The sequence below is a fragment of the Kitasatospora nipponensis genome (genome assembly GCF_039528135.1).
GTDB classification, from domain to species: domain Bacteria; phylum Actinomycetota; class Actinomycetes; order Streptomycetales; family Streptomycetaceae; genus Kitasatospora; species Kitasatospora nipponensis.
Map to the genome: position 1 here is coordinate 1 of NZ_BAAALF010000141.1, position 21,522 is coordinate 21,522.

Here is a 21,522-nt window from a genome sequence, read left to right on the forward strand (position 1 = left end):
GCTGCGCCCCACCTACGGGCCGAAGATCCCGCTGCAAGCCGCGTGGCTGGACATGTCCCTGGACCGCGGTGTCCTGCGCGTGTGCCATTCGGACGGCAGCGTCGGGGACCTGCCCGCCGGTGAACTGGCGGGCAGGCTCGGCGGCTCGGCCCAGGTGAGGGACGTACGCGACGCGGTCCACGAACTCCACGCCGCCGGCATGCTCCTGGTCGAACCGGACGGCGAGGAGGACACCGTGCTGCGCGTCGTGGTGGGCAGGCCCGCGAAGCCCGGCGATCCGTGGCTGTTCGGGGGCGAGGTCGCCGACGACCTGGTGCCCGGGACCTGCATCCCCGGCAGCCCGCAGTCCCTGGGGCCCGAGAGGTTCGCGGCCCTCGGCTACCTCCGCGCCCATCTGTCGCAGGGCACCGTCGGCAGCGCGCAGGAGTACGCCACCTTCGAGGGCGTCGGATCCGTCGAGCGCGCGCAGGAACTCTTCGACGCCGTCGCGGACCTGGTCGAGGTCCGCGGCTGTTCGGCCTGCCCGACCGCGCACCTGTGCACCCGCGACCCCCAGGCGCAGCCGACCTCCTGACTGCGGGCCCGACCCGCAGGGCGGCTGCTACCGGCCCTCCCCACCGCCCGCACGTCCCAGGAGATCGCGTGGTGGCGGCCGGCGAGGAGTTCCCCGGTGGTGACGCCGAAGTCGCCTGCGACGCGGGCGAGGACGCCCCGGGTCTGGAGCGGGCAGGCCCAGGTGGCGGCTCGCCCGGTCGTGGGCAAGCCGCGCTACCTGGTGGTGAGGTGGCTTCGCCGTGCGGGCGTCGCCCGCCAGGGGGGGCCTGGGCCTGCCGCAGGGCGGTGGCGGGCTCGTCGCCGCCGTCCCCCAGCACCTCGACGAGTTGCTGCACGGACACCACGTGGTCGGCTCCGACCGGCAGGGCGGCCGGTAGCTTCGCCTGCCGCCTGCCGCCTGCCGCCTGCCGCCTGCCGCCTGCCGCCTGCCGTGGGGCGGGGTCTGCTGCCCGTCCACTGTGGTGAGCAGCGTTCCCGACACGCCGACTCGTGTGTGCCCCGAACCCTGTCCCTGCCCCCACCGAGCAGTCGTCCCGGTGGGGAAGGACGAACCTAGGACAGGCCAAGGACGGCCGTCCATAGCCTCTGGTCACCGCGTCGACCGGCGAAGGGACAGACCAGCAGGTCGAATTCCGCGGTCCGTGCACCATCGGGAGAGGACAGAATTCGCGTGAACCTTCGACGTACCTTCGCCAGCGGCGCCGCCGCTCTCGCACTCGCCGCGGCGGGGGCCCTTGGCACCGCCGTGCCGGCCAGCGCGGACTCGAACGCGCACTGCACCGACCAGGCCGCAAGGGGTGGTGCGGCCGGTTGGTACCTGCACGTCTGCACCCAGCAGGACGGCTACGGCAACGTGTACGGCTCCTACACCGCCACCAGGTCCCCGGGTGCGACCGACGTGCGGGTGAGCTTCAACTTCTACCGGAACTGTGGCAGTTACTGGGACCTCCAGTCCGGCAGCGACCACCTGTACTCCACCGCGAGCACGCGGACCTACCCGGTCACTGCGACCCCGGGCTGCAACTGGTACCTGCACGTCTGGCTGACCGAGTCCGGGGTGACCGACGCCGATGTGTACACGGAGGACCTGTCGACCTGACCGGCAACGGAGCGGGCGGGCGCATCCACCGGCGCCTGCCCGCTCCACCGGCCCTGCGGCGCACCTCGCGGTGCCGCACCCGGCTTTACGGGGGTGGACCGCGCTCGCCGTCCGCGCCGGCACACCCCCCTGTCGCGCGGCCGGGCGAAGGCCCGCAGGGTGAGCGGGTCGGGTCGCAGGAGGTGACCTCTCGTGTTGGTCGGGCCGATTCACCTCATCGCGCGCCACCGCATCGAGGGCCGCGGCGCCAACGCCGACGCCGTCGCCAGCGACCTCCAGGTCGCCCTGGACGAATGCGGTCGGTAGGAACCCGACCCCCGCCCCACACACGCCCCCGGCCCAGGGAACCCGAAGCCGCCGGAGGAACTGACACAGGTCACGTCCCGTGAGGTGGGCCCCGAGCAGCTCGGGGTCGGTTCCGGTGCGGGGCGCCCGTCGGTCGGCCCCCCCGAGGGCCCAGTTCCGGGAGGTGGCCTGGATCAGCGGGAACGGCTTGCCGTTGCCGGCCCTCGCCCACGTCCCCGCCCCGCCTCGCCTGCCCCGCCTCGCCCCACTCGCCCGCCCCACTCGCCCGCCCCGTTCGGCCCGCCGCGGGACATCCGCGGCGCCACGCGCGCTCACCGCGCCTCCCGCTCCGTCGGGCCCACCGGGTGGAACCCGTCCACCGAACGCAACCCCCCGCCGCTCACAGCCCCCACCGCTCGCCTCGGCCGTGTCAGCGTAGTTTGGGGTCGAGTGCGTCGCGGACCGCGTCGCCGAGCATGATGAAGGCCAGGACGGTCAGGCTCAGTGCCCCGGCGGGGTAGAGCAGCATGTGCGGGGCGTTGCGGAAGGTGTCCGCGGCTGAGGAGATGTCGATGCCCCAGGAGACGGTGGGCGGTTTGAGGCCCACGCCGAGAAAGCTCAGCGTGGCTTCCAGGACGATGTAGGTGCCCAGCAGGATGGTCGCCACGACGATGACCGGCGCGATGGCGTTGGGGAGGATGTGGCGCAGCATCAGCCGCGCGTTGCCGGCGCCCAGTGCGCGGGCGGCGGTGACGTAGTCCTGCTGCTTGACGCCGATGACGGCGCCCCGGGCGATCCGGGCGAGTTGGGGCCAGCCCAGGACGACGATGATGGCGACCAGGATCCAGTTGGAGCGGGCGCGGATGACGGAGAGGAAGACCAGGCCGCCCAGGAGGATGGGGATGGCGAAGAAGATGTCGGCGGTGCGGGAGATGACGGTGTCGGACCAGGCGCCGAAGAACCCGGCCAGGCCGCCCAGCACCGTGCCGGTCAGTGCGACGCCGAGCGTGGCGCAGAGGCCCACCGTGACGGAGGCCCGGGCCCCGTAGACGGTGCGGGCGTAGACGTCGCAGCCCTGGTTGTCGAATCCGAACGGATGCCCGGACTCGCTGCCCAACTGCGACTTGGCGAGGTCGCAGTTGAGCGGGTCGACCGAGGTGAACAGGCTCGGCCGGATCGCGACGACGAGCACGAAGACGATCAGCACGATGGACGTGATGAAGACGGGATCGCGGCGCAGATCCTGCCAGGCGTCCTGCCACAGGCTGCGCGCGATGATGCGCGCGTCGAGGTCGGCGGCCAGCATGCGGCCTTCCGCCGCGCGCAGTTCCACGTCTTCCCCGATGCCTCTGTCCGGCAGCGGGTCGGGCCTTTCGCCCCGTTCCCGATCAGGCATGACGCTCCTCGTCTCGACGACCCGGGACCCAAGAGCCCCGCACCGGGACCCACACGAGATCATCGGCCCCGACGCGCGCCGAACCCGACAACCGCCCCGTGTCGCCGGCGCGCCCCCGGAGCACTCGGCGCCGACGCCGCCCTGCGCCGAGCCCGTGTACCGGCCGGCGACCTGTCGTGCGGGACGGGACCGGGGGCCGGGCACTGTCCGGGCCGGTTGCCGCGTCACTCGAAGGGTGTGGGGTCGCCGGCCCCGCGTCGAACGATCCGCGCACCGTCGTCGGAGAAGTCGACGACCGTCGTCGGGTCCGTCCCGCAGTCGCCGGAATCCACCACGGCGTCCAGCACGTGGTCGAGGCGCTCCTTGATCTCCCATCCCTGGGTCATCGGCTCGTCCTCGCCGGGCAGGAGCAGGGTGCTGGAGACGAGGGGCTCGCCGAGTTCGGCGAGCAGCGCCCGCGTGACGACGTGGTCGGGGATCCTGACCCCCACCGTCTTCTTCTTCGGGTGCATCAGACGGCGCGGGACCTCCTTGGTGGCGGGCAGGATGAAGGTGTAGCTACCCGGCGTCGCCGCCTTGATCGCACGGAAGACGGCGTTGTCGATGTGGACGAACTGCCCCAGCTGGGCGAAGTTCTCGCACATCAGGGTGAAGTGGTGGCGGTCGTCGAGACGCCGGATCGACCGGATCCGCTCAAGGCCCTCGGGGTTGCCCATACGGCAGCCCAGGGCGAAGCAGGAGTCGGTCGGGTACGCGATCAGGGCCCCCGAGCGGAGGCTGTCGACCACGGTGCCGATGGTGCGGGCCTGGGGGGTCTGCGGGTGCACGTCGAAGTACTTCGCCATTGGCCGACTCTACGGGATCCACCCGGCCCACCCGGCCCACCCCGGCCGGCGCCCGGGTGCCGCGCCGGCCGGCTCGCGCGGCCGGCGTCCGATCGTCCAGCGGTCCATCACTGCGGCCGGACCTGGCCGGACGGTCCCCGGCGCCGGGTGCTTCGCGGCCCCCACATCACGACGTTCGCCGAGGCCCTCCTACACCGAGGCCCTCGCCTACACCGAGGCCCTCGCCTACACCGAGGCCCTCGCCTGCGCCGAGGCCCTCGCCTGCGCCGAGGCGCTCGACGGCGGCGACCACGAGCGGCTGCCGTGGCCGGTCCAGTACTCCCGGTCCCACCTGCCGCCGCCCGCCGCACCACCGCCGCCCGCACCCCGCTGTCGCCCGCACCCCCCCGCCGTCGACACGGTCGGCGCCCCCTGTACGGCACCACGCTGCGCCCGGTCGGCCCGCACACCAAAGGGGGTCCCCGAGGGCGCGGCGGACCCCGGGGACGCCGTCGCCCCAACTCACTTCAGCTGACAAGGATCTGTCGCTCAGTCATATCGGTTGATACAGTCCCACCTTGCCGAGACCCGGCACCGAACGTCCCAGCATGCCGCTCCTGCACCGAAGAAGACGGAGAACAGCCATGACGTCACTGCCCCGCCGCATCGCCGCCGTGTCCCTGACCGCCGCCGCGCTGCTCGCCCTCGCGGGGTCGGCACCACCGCGTCGGCCGCGAGCACGTACTTCGTCGGGACCGGCCGGGACGCCTACTCGGCCGGCCAGTCCGCCTGGGGCCAGGCGTACGCCGCGGGGTACACCCACGACCAGTGCGACGCGGACATGGAGATGGCCGCTCCGCACTACTGGCGGGACGTCGTGACCTGTGTGAGCTGATCGCGCCGTCACGAGCAGGGCCCGGCCGTGACATCGGCTCTTCGCCACATGGTGGTGGGTGGCCGAGGGCCGACGTCGCGCCGGGGGAGGGCGCCGGTGTCGTTGCGGGAGAGCGGGCCGGGTCAGATCCGCCCGGTGACATCACGCTGCGGATCCCTCTGCGGGTCGCCGGCCCGGCAGGCCCCAGGGGTTGGCCCGGCCGGCCCGGCGGGCCCGCGGCCCCCGGATGACGGGTTGTCCGGCCCGCGGCCCCTGGATGACGGGTTGTCCGCCCTGACGGTCGTACTCCGGGCGTGATCAGCGCTGATGCGGCCCGTCGCTCCAGAGCCTCCCCCCACCGCGCGGGCTCTGTTCGCCGCTACCGACGGGAGCGCCCGGGCGTGGGGCCGGAAGGCGGTGTGCCCCACACCCACGCGGGGAGACCCCGAGATCCTGGCAGCCTGGACTCGTGGTGCGCGCGCAGCGGGCCGGAGACGGTGTCCTCATCCCGCCCGCTGTTCATGCTTCGTCACCGGGCTGTCGCCACCTGGGACCCCCTCCCGCGCACCGGGCGATCCACCTTCTGAGACCCGCCCCGGGCCGTCTCGTGGGCGCCGTGCTGCGCCCCGCCCGCTGCGCCCCGCCGTGCTGCGCCCCGCCCGCTGCTTCCTGCCCGCTGCTTCCCGCCGGCTGCTTCCCGTCTGCCTGGCGACGTCAGGAAGGGTCGGCCGGGCCGGGCAGGGAGGGGCCCGTGGGCCGCCCCGATGCTGTCCAGGCGTGTGCGCGTGCGGCTTCCAGGGCGGCGCTGGTGAGGTTGCGGCGCATGCCCAGTAGCACGAGCGACAGTCCCTGCACGACGTCCACGGGAAGTGCCCGCACCGATCCGGGCAGCCAGGAGGAGGGGAATATCGCGCGGGGTGGCGTCTTGGGCTGTTCGAGGTCGCCGTCGGCAGCGGGGCCGACGACCCGCCATCCGCTGACGGTGTCCCACAGGGCGAGCGCGCCGTACGGGAAGAGATCGGCGTGGATCAGCGGGTGTCCCGGATCCCAGCGGAGCACGGCAGGTCGGAGCGGACCGCGGGCATCAGGGGCTGTGGCCGGGACCTTCGGTGGGTTCCAGGCCGTCGGGCGAAGGTCGGCCGCGGCGAGGCTCTCGACGACGCGGGCGAGGTAGGCGACGTCCCCGTCCCGGGGAAGTGCTGCTGATCGGTTGTCCACGGCTCCTCGTTCAAGGGTGATGGCACGGGTTGTCGCAGTCACCTGGTCCATCACCCGGTGCTCCGCCAACGCACCCCACATTCCCGTGCCGTTCGGTGTTGCCCGCCCGGGCCGCCCGGGTGCGGTCCTGTGCGCGGGCGGAGGTACCGGGCGCGGCAGGGCAGGGCGGCCCGGGATCCCGCGGCAGGGTGCTCTCCTCAGGTCGCACGGCTCCTTCGGGCCGGCGCTCTTGACGACGAAACCTTGGACACCGATCGGCCGGTCCGGCGAGAATGGCGCACAACTGCGACATGGGAGTTTCGGCTCGGTCCTTTTCCGACAGGCGGGGGCGGCTTGGTGACGGGAACCTCGGGCGGCAGGTCTGTGCGGCTGGGACGGTGGGCGGTGCCGGTTGTGACCGCGGTGGCCGCGCTGGCCGGTCTCGTGCTCGGAATCGTGACCAGCATCGACGTCGCGGCGATGCCGTTGGCGTGGCCGCAGCACCACCAGATGGTCATGTGGGGCGGGACCGCGGTGCTGGTCCTTGTCACGGCCGGGTTGTCCGTGGCCGTCCTGCGGGCCGACAACCCGTCGGATCAGGGTGGTGGACGCTCGGCGGGCGAGGTATCTGCGCTCGTCATCGGCGACGTTCCCGCCAGGCCGCCGGCGCATGTCCACCGGGGTGAGGCCGACCAGGTCGCCGAGGTGTTCGCGGGGGGTGGGCGCGTGGCCGTCGTCTGTCCGGTGACCGGTGGGCGTGGGGTGGGCAAGACCCAGATCGCGGCGCAGGTCGTGCGGCAGGCCGCCACGCGGCGCGACTACGCGCTGATCGGCTGGGCCTCCGGGGAGACCCCGGACCGGCTGGCCACCGATCTCGCCCAGATCGCCGGGAGTCTGGGCATCGCCGACCCGCAGGGCGACGCCCGCAGGTCGGCTCTGCGACTGCGGGACCACGTGCAGTCCGGCGCGCGGGCGACGCTGCTGGTCGTGGACAACGCCGTGTCCATCGAGGCGCTGCGGGAGTTCCTCCCCGCCGCCGGCCCGGTGCGGGTCCTGGTCACCGGCACCGACCACTCGCTGCGGGTCCTGGGCCGGCTCATCGACGTGTCCGTCTTCGAACGCCCCCAGTCGATCGCCTACCTCCTGGAACGGACGGGGCGCGACGACCGGGAAGGCGCCGATCTGATCGCGCGGGAGCTGGGCGATCTGCCGCTGGGACTGGCGCAAGCCGCCGGCCTGCTGTCCCGGCAGCGGACGCTGACGTTCTCCGCCTACGCGCAGCGGATCGCCGAGGGGCCGCTGTCGGGTGTCCTGCGCCCGGAACCGGGCGGATACCCGCGGGGCGTCGCCGAGGCGATCCTCCAGTCACTGCACACGGTCCAGGAGATGGACCCCTCCGGCCGGGCCGTCGGCGTCCTCGAGGCGATCGCGCTCCTGGACCCGGAAGGGACGAGCGTCGAACTGCTGCGACTGCTCCCACCGCAGGACCCGGGCAGTTCCTGGGAACCGGAGGCCCTCGACGAGATCCTCGGGCTGCTTGCCGACCTCTCCCTGCTCACCTGGACGCAGGACGGCTCCAGCGTCGTCATGCACCGGCTCGTCAGCAAGGTGGCGCGGGAAGTCGTCGTGGCCGACCACCGACTCGGCGCGGTGACCGCGCGCACCATGGCCGCGCTGAACGCACTGCTGCCCAGTCAGGATCCCGCGATGGGAGGAGACCCCCCGCATGCTCTCGCCCCAGGACCTGTCCCGCCACGGCCGCAGCCTGATCGAGGCCGGCCTTGAAGCGCTGACCACGGGCGAGCACGGGCAGGACCTCCTCGACGAACTCGTCCGCACCATCAAGTGGACGCTGAACCAGATGTCGACACAAGGCGCGTTCGAGGCCGCGGCCGTCCTGTCCCGCCGCATCGCCGACACACTCGACGCCTCGGTGGGCCCCCACCGCGCAGCCACCCTGATCGCCCGGTCGTACCTGGGGCGGGCACTGCTCTCCTGCGGACAGTTCAGCGCCGCCCACCAGACTCTGGAGGAGACTCTCGCCGGGCAAACCGCGCTTGTGGGCGCCGACGACCTGGAGACGCTCCTGACCCGCTCGTTCGCGTTGCGGGCCCGCGCGCACTTTGTGAGCCAAACCGACGTCATCGTCCAGTACGAGGAGTTCGAGGCCGACACGCAACGGACACTGGGACCTGACGACCGCATCACACTCGCCGCCCGGAACACCCTGGCTCTGACGCTGCGCCACGCGGGCCTCATCACCAAGGCCCTCCCGTTGCACGAGAGCGTGCTGGCCGATCGGGAGCGGGTGCTCGGCCCCACGCACCCGGACACCATCCGATCACGAGCCAACCTCGCCATGGGATACCTGGCCGCGCGCCGGGGCCCCGCCGCGGTGGAACTCCTTCGGCGGACCGTGGCGGACGCCGAGGAACGCCTGGGTGAGCGCCATCCCGAGACGATGGCATATCGAAACAACCTGGGCCAGACTCTGCGCGACCACGGTGACCACGGGGAAGCGATCCGGATGCTGGAGCGGGTTCTCAAGGACCGCGAGGAGGTGCTGGGTCCGGACCACTTCGACATCTTCCCCACCCGGATCGGCCTCGCCAGCGGCTACATCCATGACGGCCGGAACGACGAGGCATACGCCTTGGTGACACGGGCCCTCGCCCTCGAGGCGACAGGCGAGGAACCCCCGACGGCCACGACGCTCGGCAGGACCTACACCGCGTTGAACGTGATGTACGCCACCGGGCGCCGACGCCAGGCCAAGCGCGGCCTGAGAAGGCTCCACCACGACACGAAAGCCGTCCTGGGGTCGGATGCCGAGCTCGCGCGCACAATCCGCGCACGCGTACGCGTCCACCCGCTCCTTGTGACCGTCAACCGATGGAACCTTGCGTCGCTACGCATCGATCCGAGAGCCGCGCAGACGTCCGCGTTCGCGGTGGGAGCGCTGTTCTCGACGTTGCTCGCAGGCTGGATCACGGGTCAGGCCCTCCTGATCCGCATCGGCCTGCTGGGCATCGGCCTGCACCTGGCTCTGGGCCTGGCGGCCGTCGTGCGGGTACTGCTGAGCGGACGCTCGCGTCGGCGAAGCCGCTGACACCCCAGTGGACAACGGCTTCTGGGTGCCGTGCCCGGTGCGGGCGTCTCTCAGGCCGCCTCTCAGACCGTGCGGGCCTGGGCGAGGAAGCCGGCCAGGGCGCGGGTGGCCCAGTGGTCGGTGCCGAAGGTGGCGGTCAGGCCGGTGAGCGCCGACTCGTAGAGCGCGACGGCCCGGTCGAGGTCGCCGGTCAGCTGGTACAGCCGCCCCAGACTTCCGCCGCTGATCAGGGTGTCGGGGTGGTCGGCGCCCAGTCGGCGGGTGCGCTGCTCCAGGACGGTGGTGAGCAGGTCCTCGCCGCGGTCGAAGGCACCTGTGTCCCGCAGGGCCGTGGCCAGGTTGTGACGGTAGGTCATGGCCGCGACGCCCTCCGGCCCGGAGAGCTCCTCCTGGGCGGCGAGGGCCTCCTCCAGCAGCGGCACGGCGCCGGGTGCGTCACCGGCCCGCATGAGGCAGGTCGCGTAGCCGGCGAGGGTGGACAGGGTGTCGGGGTGCCGGCTGCCCAGGACCTCCCGGTGCTGTTGGAGGGTGGTCTCGAACAGCTCGGCGGCGGTCGTGAGGTCGCCGGTCCAGTCGTAGGCGCTGGCCAGCAGCTTCCGGTTCGCCAGGGTGGCGGTGTGCAGCACGCCCAGGATCTGCTCGCGCTGGAGCAGGGTCGTGCGGCAGAGCTCCAGGCCCGCCTGCGGCTCTCCCGTCTTGAGGAGCATGTAGGCGAGGTTGCTTTGGCTCAGCAGGGTGTCGGGGTGGTTCTCGCCGAGGATCCGCACGCGCTTGTCCGCGACCTCCCGGTAGATCCGGGAGGCTTCCTCCCGTTGTTCGGCGGCGTCCAGGGCGTAGCCGAGGTTGCCGAGGCACTCCAGCGTCTTCGGGTGCTCCGCCCCCACCAGGCGGACCATGTCGGCCAGCGCCTCGCGGTAGGTGGCGATGGCCTCCGCGGATCGCCCCGCGCCCTCGTAGGCCCCGGCCAGGTTGTTCCGGATGGTGGCGGCGTTGAGCCGCAGGGGTGTCGAGTCCTGCTGCTCCCAGTGGACCAGGCCGCCGTGCTCGTGGCGGAGCAGGTCCTGGTAGATCTCGATGGCCCGGTCGAACTGGTGGCGGTTCTCGTAGGTGGTGGCCAATCTGTTCCGCAGCGTGAGCGTCCGGGGGTGATCGGGGCCCAGGTGTGCGGTGCTGTCGGCCACCGCCGCGGCGAACTCGTCTTCCGCGCACTGCAGTTGGCCGCGCGCCAGCCGGACCTCCGCGAGGCTCGCCCGGATGTGCAGGGTGATGAGGTCTCCGCCGCCGAGCACCCGGGTGGCCCGTTCCACGAGCTCCTCCAGGAGGTCGGCCGCGGGCTCGAGCCGGCCCGCCGCCATGAGCGAGGTGACGACCGAGCCGCGGGCGTTCAGGGTGAACGGATGGTCGGTGCCGAAGCGGTCGGCGGCCTGCCGGGCGTAGGCCTCGAAGAGCGGGAGGGCCTGGACGCTCTGGCCGCGCTCGTGCAGGTGCAGCGCGGTGTCGGCGAAGAGCCGGGAGGGCCCGAGGTGGTAGGTGCCGGGGTCGGTGGTGGACAGTGCGGTCGCATGTGCTGCGAGCCGGGCGAGTTGGACGGTGTCGGGATCCTCCTCCGGCCCGTTGGGGTACACGGCTGCGAGCAGGATGCGTTCGGCGGCCTGCCGTCCGCGCGATGCGGGAGGCGGCCCCTCTGCGGTGGCCCGCGCGGCCGCCTCGCGGGCGGCCCGGTCGCGCAGCACCTTCTGCACCAGCCGGTGGACGCTCACCTCCTCCAAGGAGAGGGTGACCATGCTGTAGGCGTGCAGCAGACCGAGCGCCGTCTTCGTTTGGACCGGACCGGCGGTGAGGTCGGCCAGCAGCTCCCGAGGCAGGCCGTCGGGGTCGAGCCAGGCCAGGGTGTGGAGCAGCTCGATGCACAGTGGGTTGCTCTCGGCCAGCGCGGTCAGGGTCAGGGCCCAGACGCCGGCGACGGTCTGTTCGTCGCCGGCGTGGTCAAGGGCGGCCTCGTCCAGGAACTCGTGGAGGCTGCTGCGGTACTCCTCCACGCTGGTCATCGTCTGGTTCATGTAGGCGCCGGCCTGTTCCAGGGCGAGTGGCAAGTCGCCGAGTTCCCCGGCGAGTTGGCCGGCGTGCCACTCCTCCCGTGGGGAGGCGAACGGTACCCAGGAGCCGATCAGTGCCACCGAGTCGGTGCGGGGCAGGACACCGAGGCCGACGAGCCGTACCTGGCGCTGCCAGCCGGTGGCGTACCGGCTGGTGATCAGATGGTGTCCGCGTGGGAGTTTGCCCAGGAGGTCTCCCAGCAGGGCCGGTTCCTCCATGTTGTTGTGGATCAGGAGCCACCTGTCGTGCTGTTGCAGCCAGGACCTGGCCCAGGCGGCCCGGGCCGGGAGCGCGGGCTTCGTGCCCGTCCAGTGCGGGCTCAGCTGCTCGGCGATCGCGGCGAGGGCCGCCTCGGTGGCCCCGGGGAGGGCGGAGTCGATCCACCAGATCAGGTCGTACGACTCACTGTGCAGGTGGGCGTACTGCAGGGCCAGTTCGGTCTTGCCGACCCCGCCCAGACCGTGCAGGACCACGGCCGCAGTGCCGGCGCTTCGGGTCAACTCGGCCCGCACCTCGGCCAGCTCGGCCCTGCGGCCGGTGAAGCTGTGTTTCGGGGCGCGCAGGGACACCACGCCACGGGCCTCGGTGTCGGCGGCGTCGCGCACCGCACTGGCGGGCAGCACCGTGGTTTGGATGGTCACCGAACCGTGGATGCTGCCGCCGACGGCTACCGACGCGATGCCCTCGGCGTGGACCGAGAGGGAGCCGGGTGGGTGAGGGTTCGTCACTCGGCGCCGGCCGGTGCGGCGATGGGTGGGGCGGGCGTGGTGGTGACGTTGGTGGTCACCGAACCGTGGATGCTGCCGCCGACCGCGACCGAGCCGGTGCCACTGGCCTCCACCCTGGTGGCGCCTCGGGGCTCCCCGGCGGGCAGCAGGGCGGCCAACTCGGCCAGCAGTTCCGGATCGGAGCGCAGGGCACGCCGGATCTGGTGGCGCAGGGCGCCCATGGCGTCCTCGTGGTCCGGCCCGGTGGCATCGTCCAGGCAGGCCTCCAGCTCGGCTCGCTGCTGCGTGTCCCTGCGGCGCCAGACCGAGTTGATGACGCGCTGTCCCAGGCCCACCGTCGCGTCGGCGGCGGCCTCCTCGGCCCGGGTCAGGACCGCACCGCCGTAGGCGGCCGCTGCGGAGGTGATGGCCGGACCGGCCAGTGCCATGAACGCATCGAGTTCCATGATCCCCAACTCCCCTTGACCGCACCGGATATGGGCGATCAAGACCAAGTCTACGGAGCACCGGGACAAGGTGGCGGGAAAAGGTTTGGATCGGGTCGGGCGGGCCGCTGTTCGTGGTGGCCGCAGCCATGGGCGTTGTCGACCAGTCGGAGGTCGGTTGCGGGCGGTGGCGGGGTGGCCGGCTGCGGGCAACCGGCGCAGGGTTCGTCCGATTGTGGAGGTGCGCCCGCTGCGGTGCTCGGCCCGCCCGCTCGGAGATGGGCGGCACCGCTCGGGGCGCCGGCCGCTCGAAGGGTGTCCTTGATCCGCCGCCGGCGCCCGGCCGGAGACCTCCTACCGGTGGCGCTGACCTGCCGCTGCGCCGGGACGCGCGGCCGGCGGGCTCGCGTCCCGGTCCCGGGTTTCGAAGGCGGTGTGGATCGGTGCGGATCGTCGGCCACCGCCCTGGCGGTGGGGCCGTGCGTGCCGCCTTCGCGGTGCCGGGTCGCGGGCTCAGACGAGGGCGGCGACGAGCAGGGTGAAGGCGGTGACGATGACGGCGAGGCGGGCGTAGTGGAAGCGGTCCCAGCGGTGCCCCTGCTCCCTCCAGTCGGCGGGCCGGTTGTCGGGGGTCCAGGTCTTGCTCTGGTTGTTGATCGGGACGAGCAGCAGGACGGACATGATCACGCTGACGATCAGCAGGGCGGCGGCGGTGACGACCAGGCCGGTGCCGCGGTGCCATCCGGCCAGGGCCCAGATGGCGGCGAGGACGAGTGAGCCGATGTACCAATACGGCATCACGGCGCCGAGCATCCGGCCCCCGTGGGCGCGGGCGAGCAGGTAGCTGTCGTCGGGGAGGGCGTTGAAGATCGGGTTCATGACGAAGGCGACGGAGAACTCCACCCCCACCATCAGGCCGACGAGCACGGTGGTGATGACCTCGAGTGCGTTGAGCATGGCGACTCCCCCTGAATCTAGCGCTGCTAGGTGGCAAGGTAATGCTAGATCTGCTGTCGCTCACTTGTCTAGCGGTGCTAGGGTCGAGTCATGTCGGTAGTACAGGAACGCAAGGAGCGCGAACGGGCGGCCCGTGAGCGCCTCATCGTGGCGAGGGCCCGTGAACTCGCCGAGCAGCAGGGCTGGGACGCGGTCACCACCCGCCGGCTCGCCGAGCGCATCGAGTACAGCCAGCCCGTTCTCTACAGTCACTTCCGCGGCAAGCGCGAGATCATCGGCGCCGTCGCCCTGGAGGGTGCCGCCGAGATGGCCGTGGCCCTGCGGGCCGCAACCTGCGCCGCGGACGGCGCTCGCGCCCGGGTCACCGCCCTGGCCCGCACCTACCTGGAGTTCGCCGAACGCAACCCGGCGCTCTACGACGCCATGTTCCAGCTCGACGGTGGCCTCGCCTTCGCGGCCGAGGACACCCCGCAGCCGCTGAAGGACGGCTTCGCCGCCCTGCTGGAAAGCCTCGGCGAGGTCGCCGGGGTGGGCGTGGACCCGGGACTGTTCACCGAGGTGTTCTGGGCGGCCCTGCACGGGCTGGCCACCTTGACCCGGGCGGGCCGGCTGCCGCCGGCGGAAGCCGGGCGGCGGGTGGAGCTGCTGGTGGACCGGCTCGCCATGGTCTGACACGGTCTGACACGCCGTCCGGGCGGGCGGGCAGCGGGGGTCCTGCGGCCCGGCTGCCGGCCTGCGGCATCGCCGTTCAAGGGCCACCGGAGCGAGAATCGGTCGGCACGAACGAGACCGAGCGGGAATCCGAGCGCCTCCATGCGAGGGGACACCCGGCTCAATCGGGCCGTAGTGCGTCGGGTGACATCCACCGTGTCCCGGCACACCCGCGCGCGGGCCGCGGCCGGCCCGGTGTGACTGTGCACGGTGGGTGGCCAGGCCGTGTCCGGGGGACGTGACGGGGTGGGAACGGCTCGACTGCCTGCTGGCCGAGGACGGCCCGGAACAGGTCGGCAGTGCTGATGAGGCTCTCTGAAAATCCCCGGCCCCGCTCATCTTCCTCAGCCGTTTGCTGATTCAACGAAGAGTCCTCAGTTTCCCTGCCCGTCGCCGGTGAGCAGCTGGTCAAGTTGGTCGGTGACCACATCCGGGTCAACCGGGTGGTTGGTGTCGACGACCAGAAGGGGCCCACCCAAGCGCAAGGGGCCGGGAAAGGTGGCCCGCAGGAACGCAACACGTTCGGCAACCTGCTCGGGGGTGTGCTGCGGGTCCAGGTGCCCAGGGTGTCGGGTGCGGGTCTGGAAGCGCTCAGCGGCGACAGCCGGATCGCAGTCGCAGAACACCTCGACGAGCCGGCCGCCCAGTTCCCGAAGCCGCGCGGGCGCCGTCTCGTGATGCCACCAGTTGTCCAGCACGGCTCCCGGGGCTCGGGCTGCCAGGGCAAACAGGACATCGTCGCTGGCGCGACTCAGCCTGTGACGCCAGCCGTGGTCTCCGATGCCCAGCGATTCGTAGAGCGCTTCGAGGATCTCGTCCTTGTCGATCAGTGGCAGGCTCATCCGCTCAGCCAAAGCTCGGGCGAGGGTGCTCTTCCCGCTGGCGGGAAGCCCGGAGATGATCACGAAGGCTCTGTCGGTCACGGGCCCATCCTGTCCTGGATCACACCGACGGCGGGGCTGATGCGAGGAGATCAGCAGAGCAGGTCCGACCCTCTGCTGAGCACCTGGTGGGGATTTTCCATCGACCTGCGGGTCGTCACGGCACTGATCTTCGTGGCATGGCCCGAGACGGGAACCCGTGCGGCCACCCCCGAACTGGCCCGCGCCCTGGGCGAGGAGGCCGCCGAGGGCGGCTCGACCAGGCAGAACGGTCCGCCGTTCCCGGCAAGCAGGCCGGCGCGACCACGTCCTGCAGCGACCCCGCCGACCACACCACTGGTCGTCACCGCCGTGTTCGAGGTGGCCGACCGGCTCCTCAGCGGCCCGGACGAGGCCACCGCCTCGGCGGCGCCCGCACGCGCCGGCTGCCGAGGCGCGATACGTCAGCCGGAAGGTCAGCTACAGCATCCGCCGGGGACCGGGCATCTCGATCCCCCTTCCAAACCGCCCTCCTCGCCCACCACCACCGACCAATGGCCAACCGGCCCGTCCCCCGCAGGTCGGGGGAGAAGACGGCGTCGACCTGCGGTGCCTCGGATTGTCGAGACGAGGGCCCTCGCTTCATCTCGACGCTCTCAAGGCATGGCAGCACGAGCGTGGTGGTGGGGTGCGGCCGCCGGGGACGTCGGAACCCGGCTCACCCGCCCGGTCACCCGCTGCCCGACACGCAGGGGCGCCGGATGCGGTCCCACTCCTCGTCGCTCACCATGGGGTGCATCCTCGAAGCCGGGGCGAGCCGGGGCGAGCCGGGGCGAGCTGGGGTGCTGTGTGCGGGGCGGGAGGCGTTCGGTGCCGCTCCCCGCTCGTGGATTCAGGACGAAAGCATGTCCATCCTGACAGGTCAGCGCCGTTTTTCGTAGGACGGAACGCACAGTTCGCGAGGCTTGTCCGGTCCGTTCCCCGCCTCTCAGAATCTCCTGCGTGCGTCATCCGGAGACAGGGGGAATGGTGACGATCGATCACGACGCGGTGCTTCGGGCCCGGGTGCTGCTGCTGGGGTCCGGCCGGCCGAGTCGGGCCGAACTGGTCGGCGCGTACCGGGTTCTGGCTGAGGTGAGTCCGAAGGCGTACGTGCCGAAGTTGGTCGACGCCCTCCTGGCGTTGCGGTGCGAGAGCCGGGATCCGAAGGTGGACGTGGCGCTGGCCGCCGAGGCCTCCCAGGCCGCTCGCATGATGGAGGTCGGGGCGCCGGACCGGGCGGAGCGGTTGTGCCGGGCCCTGGACGCCTACCGGGCGTCCTTGTTCGCCCTCGGGCGCAGGGCGGAAGGACGCGCGATCTGTGCGGAGCTGGCCAAGGCCGGACGCAGCGAGCCCCTGGCGAGTGTTCTGGCCGAGGAGGGGTGCTTCAGGGAGGCTGCCGAGCTCGACGAAGAGGCCGCCCGGAACGGAATCCCTGAGCACTCCTTCTGGAACATGGTGCGATGGGCGGCGAACCTGGAGGGCGCCGGCCTGCACGACGCCGCATCGACCGTCTTTTGCGGGCTCCTCGAGGAGACCCGGCGCAAGGCAACCGAACAGCGCACCGCTTGGGCGGTACTCACCTGGGAGTTGGTTCACTTCTCCCGGATGCGGGAGACCGTCGGGGATGGGGCGGGTGCCGCGGCCGCCCGGCGAGAGGCCCTGAGTGTCCTGGAGGAGCTCGCGACCACGGGCGAGCCGAGGAACTGGAGTTGCATCCTGGGGTGGTGGAGGACGCTGTTCGTCCTGTCGGGGCGGGCAGCCGAACCCGCCGCGAGCCCCGAGTCCCCGATGCCGCCGTTCGGCACGGAGCTCGGATGGTCGCGCGACGTGCGGGACGGTTTCCTCGCCATGCTGCCGGGCCTCGAAGCGGAGGCGGCGAGGCTGCGCGAGGCCGACCGGCTGCCCGAGCTGGTCGAGGTCCAACGCAGGATCAGCATCCGCGCGGCCGTCCGCGAAGGCGACCGCCCCCGCCTGTTCGAGGAGCGGTTCACACCGTACTTCGACGAGGGGGTGACGCTCGCCCGCCGCCTGCCCGACAACCCCGCCCGCCTCGCCCGCGCCCTCACCGACCGGTCGATGTTCCTCGTCGCGGCACGATCCTTCCCACCGGCGCGTGCCGACTTCGCCGAAGCGGTCGCGCTCCTCCACGATCGCTGATCACGCCGCCCGGTCGCCGAGGTACCACCGGTACCGGACCCCGGGCCAAAGCAGCCGATCCCGGCCAAGGTAGGACACTGACCAGCCTGCTCAGATGCGACCCGGCCGGCTACTTGTCGCTGACGGGGCCGCTCGACGTGCCGTTTCTCGGTCGGGTCAGCACGATATCCGTCACTGAATCAGCGACGTATCCGACGGCCGGTGAGCATTCGGTAAGCAGGCTGCCTCCAGCGCCACAGGGTCCTCTCCCGGGCGCGAGCCCTCCGGGAGTGCCGCAGGGCTTGCAGGCGGTGGGCGTCGCGGTGGTGATCGGGGCCACCTGCGGCAGTGATGTCGCCATCGCTTGGCATGATGCCGGGCATGGTGAGAACACTGCGCATCGAGGGCTTTTCCGCGACCGGCCAGCCGCTCTCCACGTCGACCACCAAGTTCGGCGGCCAGCCCGTGTGGCTGGCAGGCCCGCAGTGGCCGATCAGCGCGGCATGGGACCGGCCGATGCGGTTCGTCGGCCAGATCGAGTTGGGTCCGGTCCTCGGAGCGGCCGGCCACGGGAAGGTGGCCTACGTCTTCGTGACCCACGCCGATCACGGGGAGGACTTCTTCGACCCCGACATCATCGACCCCGACGGCGGCGAGAACGCGGTGATCGTACAGCCAGGCGGCGACCATGCCGGCCCGGTGCGCCCGCTGGCGACCGGACCCGGGCTGTACGACGCCGACGGGTCGGAGGTGGAGTTCACGGTCGACCTCCGCCTCGCCGACGAGCCCGGCTCCATGACGGATGAGGAGCTGGCTGCCCTGTCCTGCGCCGACCGTGACCGCTACGTCGAGCTGATTGACGGCGACAAGATCGGCGGAAAACCGCTGTTCTTCCAGGGCGACGCGTGGCCGGACGGCGGCCCTTGGCGGCTGCTGCTGCAGCTGGACTCGAACTGGGTGCCGTTCCACCTCAACCTCGGCGCGTCGCCGAGGTTGTTCGCCTTCGTGTCCGAGGACGGCGCCCACGGCAGGCTGGTCGTCCAGGACTCCTGAGCCGATCGGGGCCTTGTGGAATCGGTACCCGCCTGCACCCTCGAAGCCCGCCTCCAACAGCCGCGTTCGGGACGACAGATGCCGTGCTGCCACGACAGACAGGGCGCTGAGTCACATCAGAGCGGCCATCAAGGCGGGAAAGGTGGCACCGCACCTGGCCCGGTCCCCACTCCCGTGCCGGGTACCCGCCCCTCGCGCCGGTCGCCTCCGACGCCGGACCCCTCGCGCCGGCCAACCGGCAGCAGCAGGTGGCGGACCCGTCCGCCGACTGCTGGCGCGGCCGGTGGCGCAGGGAGGTCCGCGACCACACCGACGACGGGCGGCGCGAGTACGACGACGCCGTGCCCATCGTCGCGACCACCCTGGAACTGCTGGCCGCCCGCGGGCCGCTCGGGCCCATCCGGTGGCCCGTCAGCCGCGCCGGCAGCGCACCGAACTGCAGTACTCCTGTCATGCCGGCAGCCTCTCGACGGCTGCACGGGGCCGGCGCCGGCGCTCAGCGGCGGCCGTCAAGCGCGCACCGAATCTGGGAGCTGGGGTACAGCGCCCGGTAGGACCAGGTGCCATGTCGGTGGGGGCTTGTGGGGGGAGCGGGTCAAGCCAGGTCCCGGTGCGAGGACCGGCCCGACCACCACCCTCCGCCCCCATCCGGCAGCTCTACGGGCTCCAGAGCCTCCCAGTGCGCCGCCCGGGCGTGCCCATCCCACTCGACGAACGCGGCCAGCGCCTGCAGGCCCTGCTGGAACCGGTCCGCCTGTGAGCGCTCCGGCTTGCCCGTGGCCGCTGCCCGGGCGGCCGCCGGCTCCGGATCCTCCCCGATGCCGACCGCGGCCAGCAGTTCCATGCTTATGGGATTATTCGGGGCGCCGTGGCGCGGCCGGGACGGCCACCGGGGCCAGGGGAGCTTTCGAGGGGATGAGCGGTGTGAGTGCGGTGGACGTGGACCCGGGGGTTCCTGAGGGTCCGATAGGTGTGGCGCACCGGCGATGGGGCGTTGATCGCGGCAGCCTACTGCCCGCCGCCGTGGTCCTGGTGATCGGGTTGGTGCTGGCGGTGCTGCTGCCCATGGTCGACCGCTCGGTGACGGACCATGCGGTGGTGCGCGCGGGCGACCGGCTCGACCTGGGAGCGGGCCTGACGCTCGCTCCGCCCCAGGGGTGGCGCCTGGTGAAGGGGGTCACGCTCGGCACGCCCACCATCGCGCCGGTGCCGGGCAAGGGCAAGGCGGTCATCACCGACGGCACGGTGACCGCCGCGCTCCAGGTGGGCCCCTACCGCGGTGACGCATGGCAGCTGCTGGATCAGGTGAACGCCGACGAGGAGCACACGACCGACCTGCCGGGCTTCCGGACTACCGGCGACCGGGTGCGCGTCGCCGCGACCGGCCACGTCCGCGGGGTGCGGGAAACCTACCGCGCCACCTTTGGAGCGGGGGTGCTGGCCGGCTACGCGCTGTCCGACGGCCGAGGCCTGGCCATCCTTGTCTCCGCCACCGACGACGGGCAGCTGACCACCCGCGCCGACCAAATCCAGCGAATGCTGTCGAGCGTCGCGCTGACCACCGAGAGGGACCAGTCGTGACCACCGTCATCACCGGCCGGGAGCTGGAGGAGACGAGGGCCGCGGCGCTCGACGCCTCCGGCTGGGGCACACCGTTCAGGATCGTGCAGTGGCACAATGCCTGCTTCTGGGTGCTCGTGCTCGGACTGCTCGCCGGAGCGGAGCAACTGGTGGAGTTCTACCAGCGCGGCGCCGGAGCCTACGGGACCGCACTGACCGTCGGCGCGATCGCGTTCAGCCTCTACACCGTGCCGTGGGTGTTCCTGCTGCGCCGTCACAACCGTTACACCAGCCTGCCGGCGCGGCTGTTCGTCGTCGCCTTCGCCTGGGGCGTGCTGACCGCCACCTTCGTGATGGCGCTGCACGCCAACAGCGCGGCCATCTCGCTGGAGGGCAAGCTGTTCGGACACGGCTGGATCGGCGACTGGGGCCCCGGCCTGACCGCCCCGTTCACCGAGGAGAGCGCCAAGGCCACCGCGCTGGTCCTGCTGATCGGCCTGGCGCCCCGGCTGGTCCGCTCGCCCTACCACGGACTGCTGATCGGCGCGTTCGCCGGACTGGGCTTCCAGATCGCCGAGGACGTCCTGTACGCGTACAACAGCGCCGTGCAGTCGTTCGGCGCCGACCAGGCCGGTGCCGCCCTGGTGGTCGTGGTGGGGCGCTCGGTGACCGGCTTGACCACGCACGCGCTGTTCAGCGCCGTGTACTGCGCCGGACTGATGTGGCTGATCGGCCGCGGCGGTGCCGCGCACCGGCTGCGCGGCCTGCTCCTGGTGGCCGGTGCGATGCTCGGGCACGGCTCGGTGGACTGCCTGGCGTCCATGGGCCCCGCCCTGGGTGGCGCGCTCGGCGGGCTTGCCGCCCTGCCAGGGCTCCTTGCCGCCCTGGGAGGGCTCGTCCTGCTGTCCGTCGCAAGCCTGCTGCTGCTCCGGCTCACCTTCAAGCTCGCCCTGCCGCAGGAACGGCGCTGGCTGCGCGACATCCTCGCCCCCGAGGTCGCCGCCGGCCTGTTCACGCAGGCCGAGCTGACCGCCGCCACCGGGTCCCGCAGGGACCGCCGTGCCTTCCGCCGCTCCCTGCACGGCAGCGACCAGCGCCGCACCGGTAAGCGCGTGCTCGCCGCCGTCCGCCGGCTCGCCCGACAGCTCGCGCTCGCGCAGGGCGCCAGCACCGACGAGGTCGCCCGCGCCCGCGAGGAGGTCTTCCGGCTGCGAGCCGGCGGCTGACTGTCAGACTTCGATCTGCGCGCCCACGCCGGACGGTGCGGTCGCGGGGCAGCCCGCCCGGCACGGCTACCCGTCGGCCGCGCCGTTGCGGTTCACATGCGCCGGATCCGGCCGGTCGCCCCCTGGCGAGCCGGTCGGCTGCTGCTCCCGCTCCAGGCTCAGGCAGGGGTCGCACAGCACGCACCCGCAGCACCATCGACCAGCTACATCGGCACACCTCGCCCGCCGCCCGGCCCGTCACGCCGCTCACGGTGTCGCGGTGCGGGCGCGGCCGCAGGATCAGCTCCGCGATCTTGGCCCGGGTCGGGACGCCGCCCAGCGGGTTGGGGTCGGTCAGTAGTTGTGGTGGATCTGCCAGTAGGCCCAGGCCTGGTTGGGGCTGCCGTAG

18 protein-coding genes are annotated in these 21,522 nt (G+C 72.2%); 10 read left to right on the plus strand and 8 right to left on the minus strand.

The annotated features are described in order from the left end of the window. The 3 genes from ABD323_RS29345 to ABD323_RS29355 all read left to right on the plus strand — a co-directional run. A partial coding sequence (locus ABD323_RS29345) for a hypothetical protein (RefSeq protein WP_344445025.1) occupies nucleotides 1-574 on the plus strand: 574 nt, incomplete at its 5' end. 220 nt (nucleotides 575-794) lie between these two features. After that, nucleotides 795-932, plus strand: a complete 138-nt coding sequence (locus tag ABD323_RS29350) for a hypothetical protein (RefSeq protein ID WP_344445026.1) — start codon at nucleotides 795-797, stop codon at nucleotides 930-932. A 293-nt stretch (nucleotides 933-1,225) separates the two neighbouring features. Continuing rightward, the gene (locus ABD323_RS29355) at nucleotides 1,226-1,654 is read left to right on the plus strand and encodes a hypothetical protein (RefSeq protein WP_344445027.1); all 429 of its coding nucleotides are present in this window, start codon (nucleotides 1,226-1,228) and stop codon (nucleotides 1,652-1,654) included. Between the two features lie 715 nt (nucleotides 1,655-2,369). Here ABD323_RS29355 and ABD323_RS29360 read toward each other — a convergent pair. From ABD323_RS29360 to ABD323_RS29370, 3 genes are all read right to left on the minus strand, one after another. Further along, nucleotides 2,370-3,335: an ABC transporter permease gene (locus ABD323_RS29360; RefSeq protein ID WP_425556201.1), complete on the minus strand. Its 966-nt coding sequence runs from the start codon at nucleotides 3,333-3,335 to the stop codon at nucleotides 2,370-2,372. A gap of 224 nt (nucleotides 3,336-3,559) precedes the next feature. After that, entirely contained in the window at nucleotides 3,560-4,180 is a 621-nt protein-coding gene (locus ABD323_RS29365) for an L-threonylcarbamoyladenylate synthase (protein WP_344445029.1), read from the minus strand. A gap of 1,567 nt (nucleotides 4,181-5,747) precedes the next feature. Next, nucleotides 5,748-6,251, minus strand: a complete 504-nt coding sequence (locus ABD323_RS29370; protein WP_344445030.1) for a hypothetical protein — start codon at nucleotides 6,249-6,251, stop codon at nucleotides 5,748-5,750. Between the two features lie 384 nt (nucleotides 6,252-6,635). Between ABD323_RS29370 and ABD323_RS29375 the strand changes: the two genes are divergently transcribed. Both ABD323_RS29375 and ABD323_RS29380 read left to right on the plus strand, forming a co-directional pair. Continuing rightward, nucleotides 6,636-8,015: an ATP-binding protein gene (locus tag ABD323_RS29375; protein ID WP_344445031.1), complete on the plus strand. Its 1,380-nt coding sequence runs from the start codon at nucleotides 6,636-6,638 to the stop codon at nucleotides 8,013-8,015. Beyond that, on the plus strand, nucleotides 7,957-9,339 hold the full coding sequence (locus ABD323_RS29380) for a tetratricopeptide repeat protein (protein ID WP_344445032.1): 1,383 nt from the start codon (nucleotides 7,957-7,959) through the stop codon (nucleotides 9,337-9,339). The genes ABD323_RS29375 and ABD323_RS29380 overlap by 59 nt, the downstream gene beginning before the upstream one ends. Nucleotides 9,340-9,401: 62 nt before the next feature. On the opposite strand, the gene ABD323_RS29385 is transcribed toward ABD323_RS29380, so the two are convergent. The 3 genes from ABD323_RS29385 to ABD323_RS29395 all read right to left on the minus strand — a co-directional run bounded on the left by ABD323_RS29385 (nucleotide 9,402) and on the right by ABD323_RS29395 (nucleotide 13,546). Next, nucleotides 9,402-12,077: a tetratricopeptide repeat protein gene (locus ABD323_RS29385; RefSeq protein WP_344445033.1), complete on the minus strand. Its 2,676-nt coding sequence runs from the start codon at nucleotides 12,075-12,077 to the stop codon at nucleotides 9,402-9,404. 83 nt (nucleotides 12,078-12,160) lie between these two features. Beyond that, entirely contained in the window at nucleotides 12,161-12,610 is a 450-nt protein-coding gene (locus ABD323_RS29390) for a hypothetical protein (protein WP_344445035.1), read from the minus strand. 492 nt (nucleotides 12,611-13,102) lie between these two features. Next, entirely contained in the window at nucleotides 13,103-13,546 is a 444-nt protein-coding gene (locus ABD323_RS29395) for an anthrone oxygenase family protein (protein ID WP_344445036.1), read from the minus strand. Nucleotides 13,547-13,636: 90 nt separating this feature from the next. Here ABD323_RS29395 and ABD323_RS29400 point away from each other — a divergent pair, with 90 nt between their 5' ends. Beyond that, nucleotides 13,637-14,218: a TetR/AcrR family transcriptional regulator gene (locus ABD323_RS29400; protein ID WP_344445037.1), complete on the plus strand. Its 582-nt coding sequence runs from the start codon at nucleotides 13,637-13,639 to the stop codon at nucleotides 14,216-14,218. 413 nt (nucleotides 14,219-14,631) lie between these two features. Here ABD323_RS29400 and ABD323_RS29405 read toward each other — a convergent pair whose 3' ends face one another. Next, complete coding sequence (locus ABD323_RS29405) at nucleotides 14,632-15,180, minus strand: P-loop nucleotide/nucleoside kinase family protein (RefSeq protein WP_344445038.1); 549 nt, start codon at nucleotides 15,178-15,180, stop codon at nucleotides 14,632-14,634. A gap of 963 nt (nucleotides 15,181-16,143) precedes the next feature. Between ABD323_RS29405 and ABD323_RS29410 the strand changes: the two genes are divergently transcribed. Together ABD323_RS29410 and ABD323_RS29415 are read left to right on the plus strand one after the other, a co-directional pair. Further along, nucleotides 16,144-17,316, plus strand: a complete 1,173-nt coding sequence (locus ABD323_RS29410; protein ID WP_344445039.1) for a hypothetical protein — start codon at nucleotides 16,144-16,146, stop codon at nucleotides 17,314-17,316. A gap of 348 nt (nucleotides 17,317-17,664) precedes the next feature. Next, nucleotides 17,665-18,348, plus strand: a complete 684-nt coding sequence (locus tag ABD323_RS29415) for a DUF1963 domain-containing protein (protein WP_344445040.1) — start codon at nucleotides 17,665-17,667, stop codon at nucleotides 18,346-18,348. A gap of 595 nt (nucleotides 18,349-18,943) precedes the next feature. Here the strand turns inward: ABD323_RS29415 and ABD323_RS29420 are convergent. Continuing rightward, complete coding sequence (locus tag ABD323_RS29420) at nucleotides 18,944-19,192, minus strand: hypothetical protein (RefSeq protein WP_344445041.1); 249 nt, start codon at nucleotides 19,190-19,192, stop codon at nucleotides 18,944-18,946. A 179-nt stretch (nucleotides 19,193-19,371) separates the two neighbouring features. On the opposite strand from ABD323_RS29420, the gene ABD323_RS29425 reads away from it, so the two are divergent. Beyond that, nucleotides 19,372-19,929 (plus strand): hypothetical protein, encoded by a 558-nt coding sequence (locus ABD323_RS29425; protein WP_344445042.1) that lies wholly within the window; start codon nucleotides 19,372-19,374, stop codon nucleotides 19,927-19,929. Next, entirely contained in the window at nucleotides 19,926-21,134 is a 1,209-nt protein-coding gene (locus ABD323_RS29430) for a PrsW family intramembrane metalloprotease (protein ID WP_344445043.1), read from the plus strand. Before ABD323_RS29425 ends, ABD323_RS29430 begins: the two co-directional genes overlap by 4 nt. Nucleotides 21,135-21,522 lie beyond the last annotated feature (388 nt).

Coding starts and splice junctions, on each gene's coding strand:
- ABD323_RS29365 (WP_344445029.1), bottom strand. CDS start 4,180: ATGGCGAAGTACTTCGACGTGCACCCGCAGACCCCCCAGGCCCGCACC.
- ABD323_RS29360 (WP_425556201.1), bottom strand. CDS start 3,335: ATGCCTGATCGGGAACGGGGCGAAAGGCCCGACCCGCTGCCGGACAGA.
- ABD323_RS29415 (WP_344445040.1), top strand. CDS start 17,665: ATGATGCCGGGCATGGTGAGAACACTGCGCATCGAGGGCTTTTCCGCG.
- ABD323_RS29395 (WP_344445036.1), bottom strand. CDS start 13,546: ATGCTCAACGCACTCGAGGTCATCACCACCGTGCTCGTCGGCCTGATG.
- ABD323_RS29410 (WP_344445039.1), top strand. CDS start 16,144: ATGGTGACGATCGATCACGACGCGGTGCTTCGGGCCCGGGTGCTGCTG.
- ABD323_RS29390 (WP_344445035.1), bottom strand. CDS start 12,610: ATGGAACTCGATGCGTTCATGGCACTGGCCGGTCCGGCCATCACCTCC.
- ABD323_RS29400 (WP_344445037.1), top strand. CDS start 13,637: ATGTCGGTAGTACAGGAACGCAAGGAGCGCGAACGGGCGGCCCGTGAG.
- ABD323_RS29380 (WP_344445032.1), top strand. CDS start 7,957: ATGCTCTCGCCCCAGGACCTGTCCCGCCACGGCCGCAGCCTGATCGAG.
- ABD323_RS29420 (WP_344445041.1), bottom strand. CDS start 19,192: ATGGAACTGCTGGCCGCGGTCGGCATCGGGGAGGATCCGGAGCCGGCG.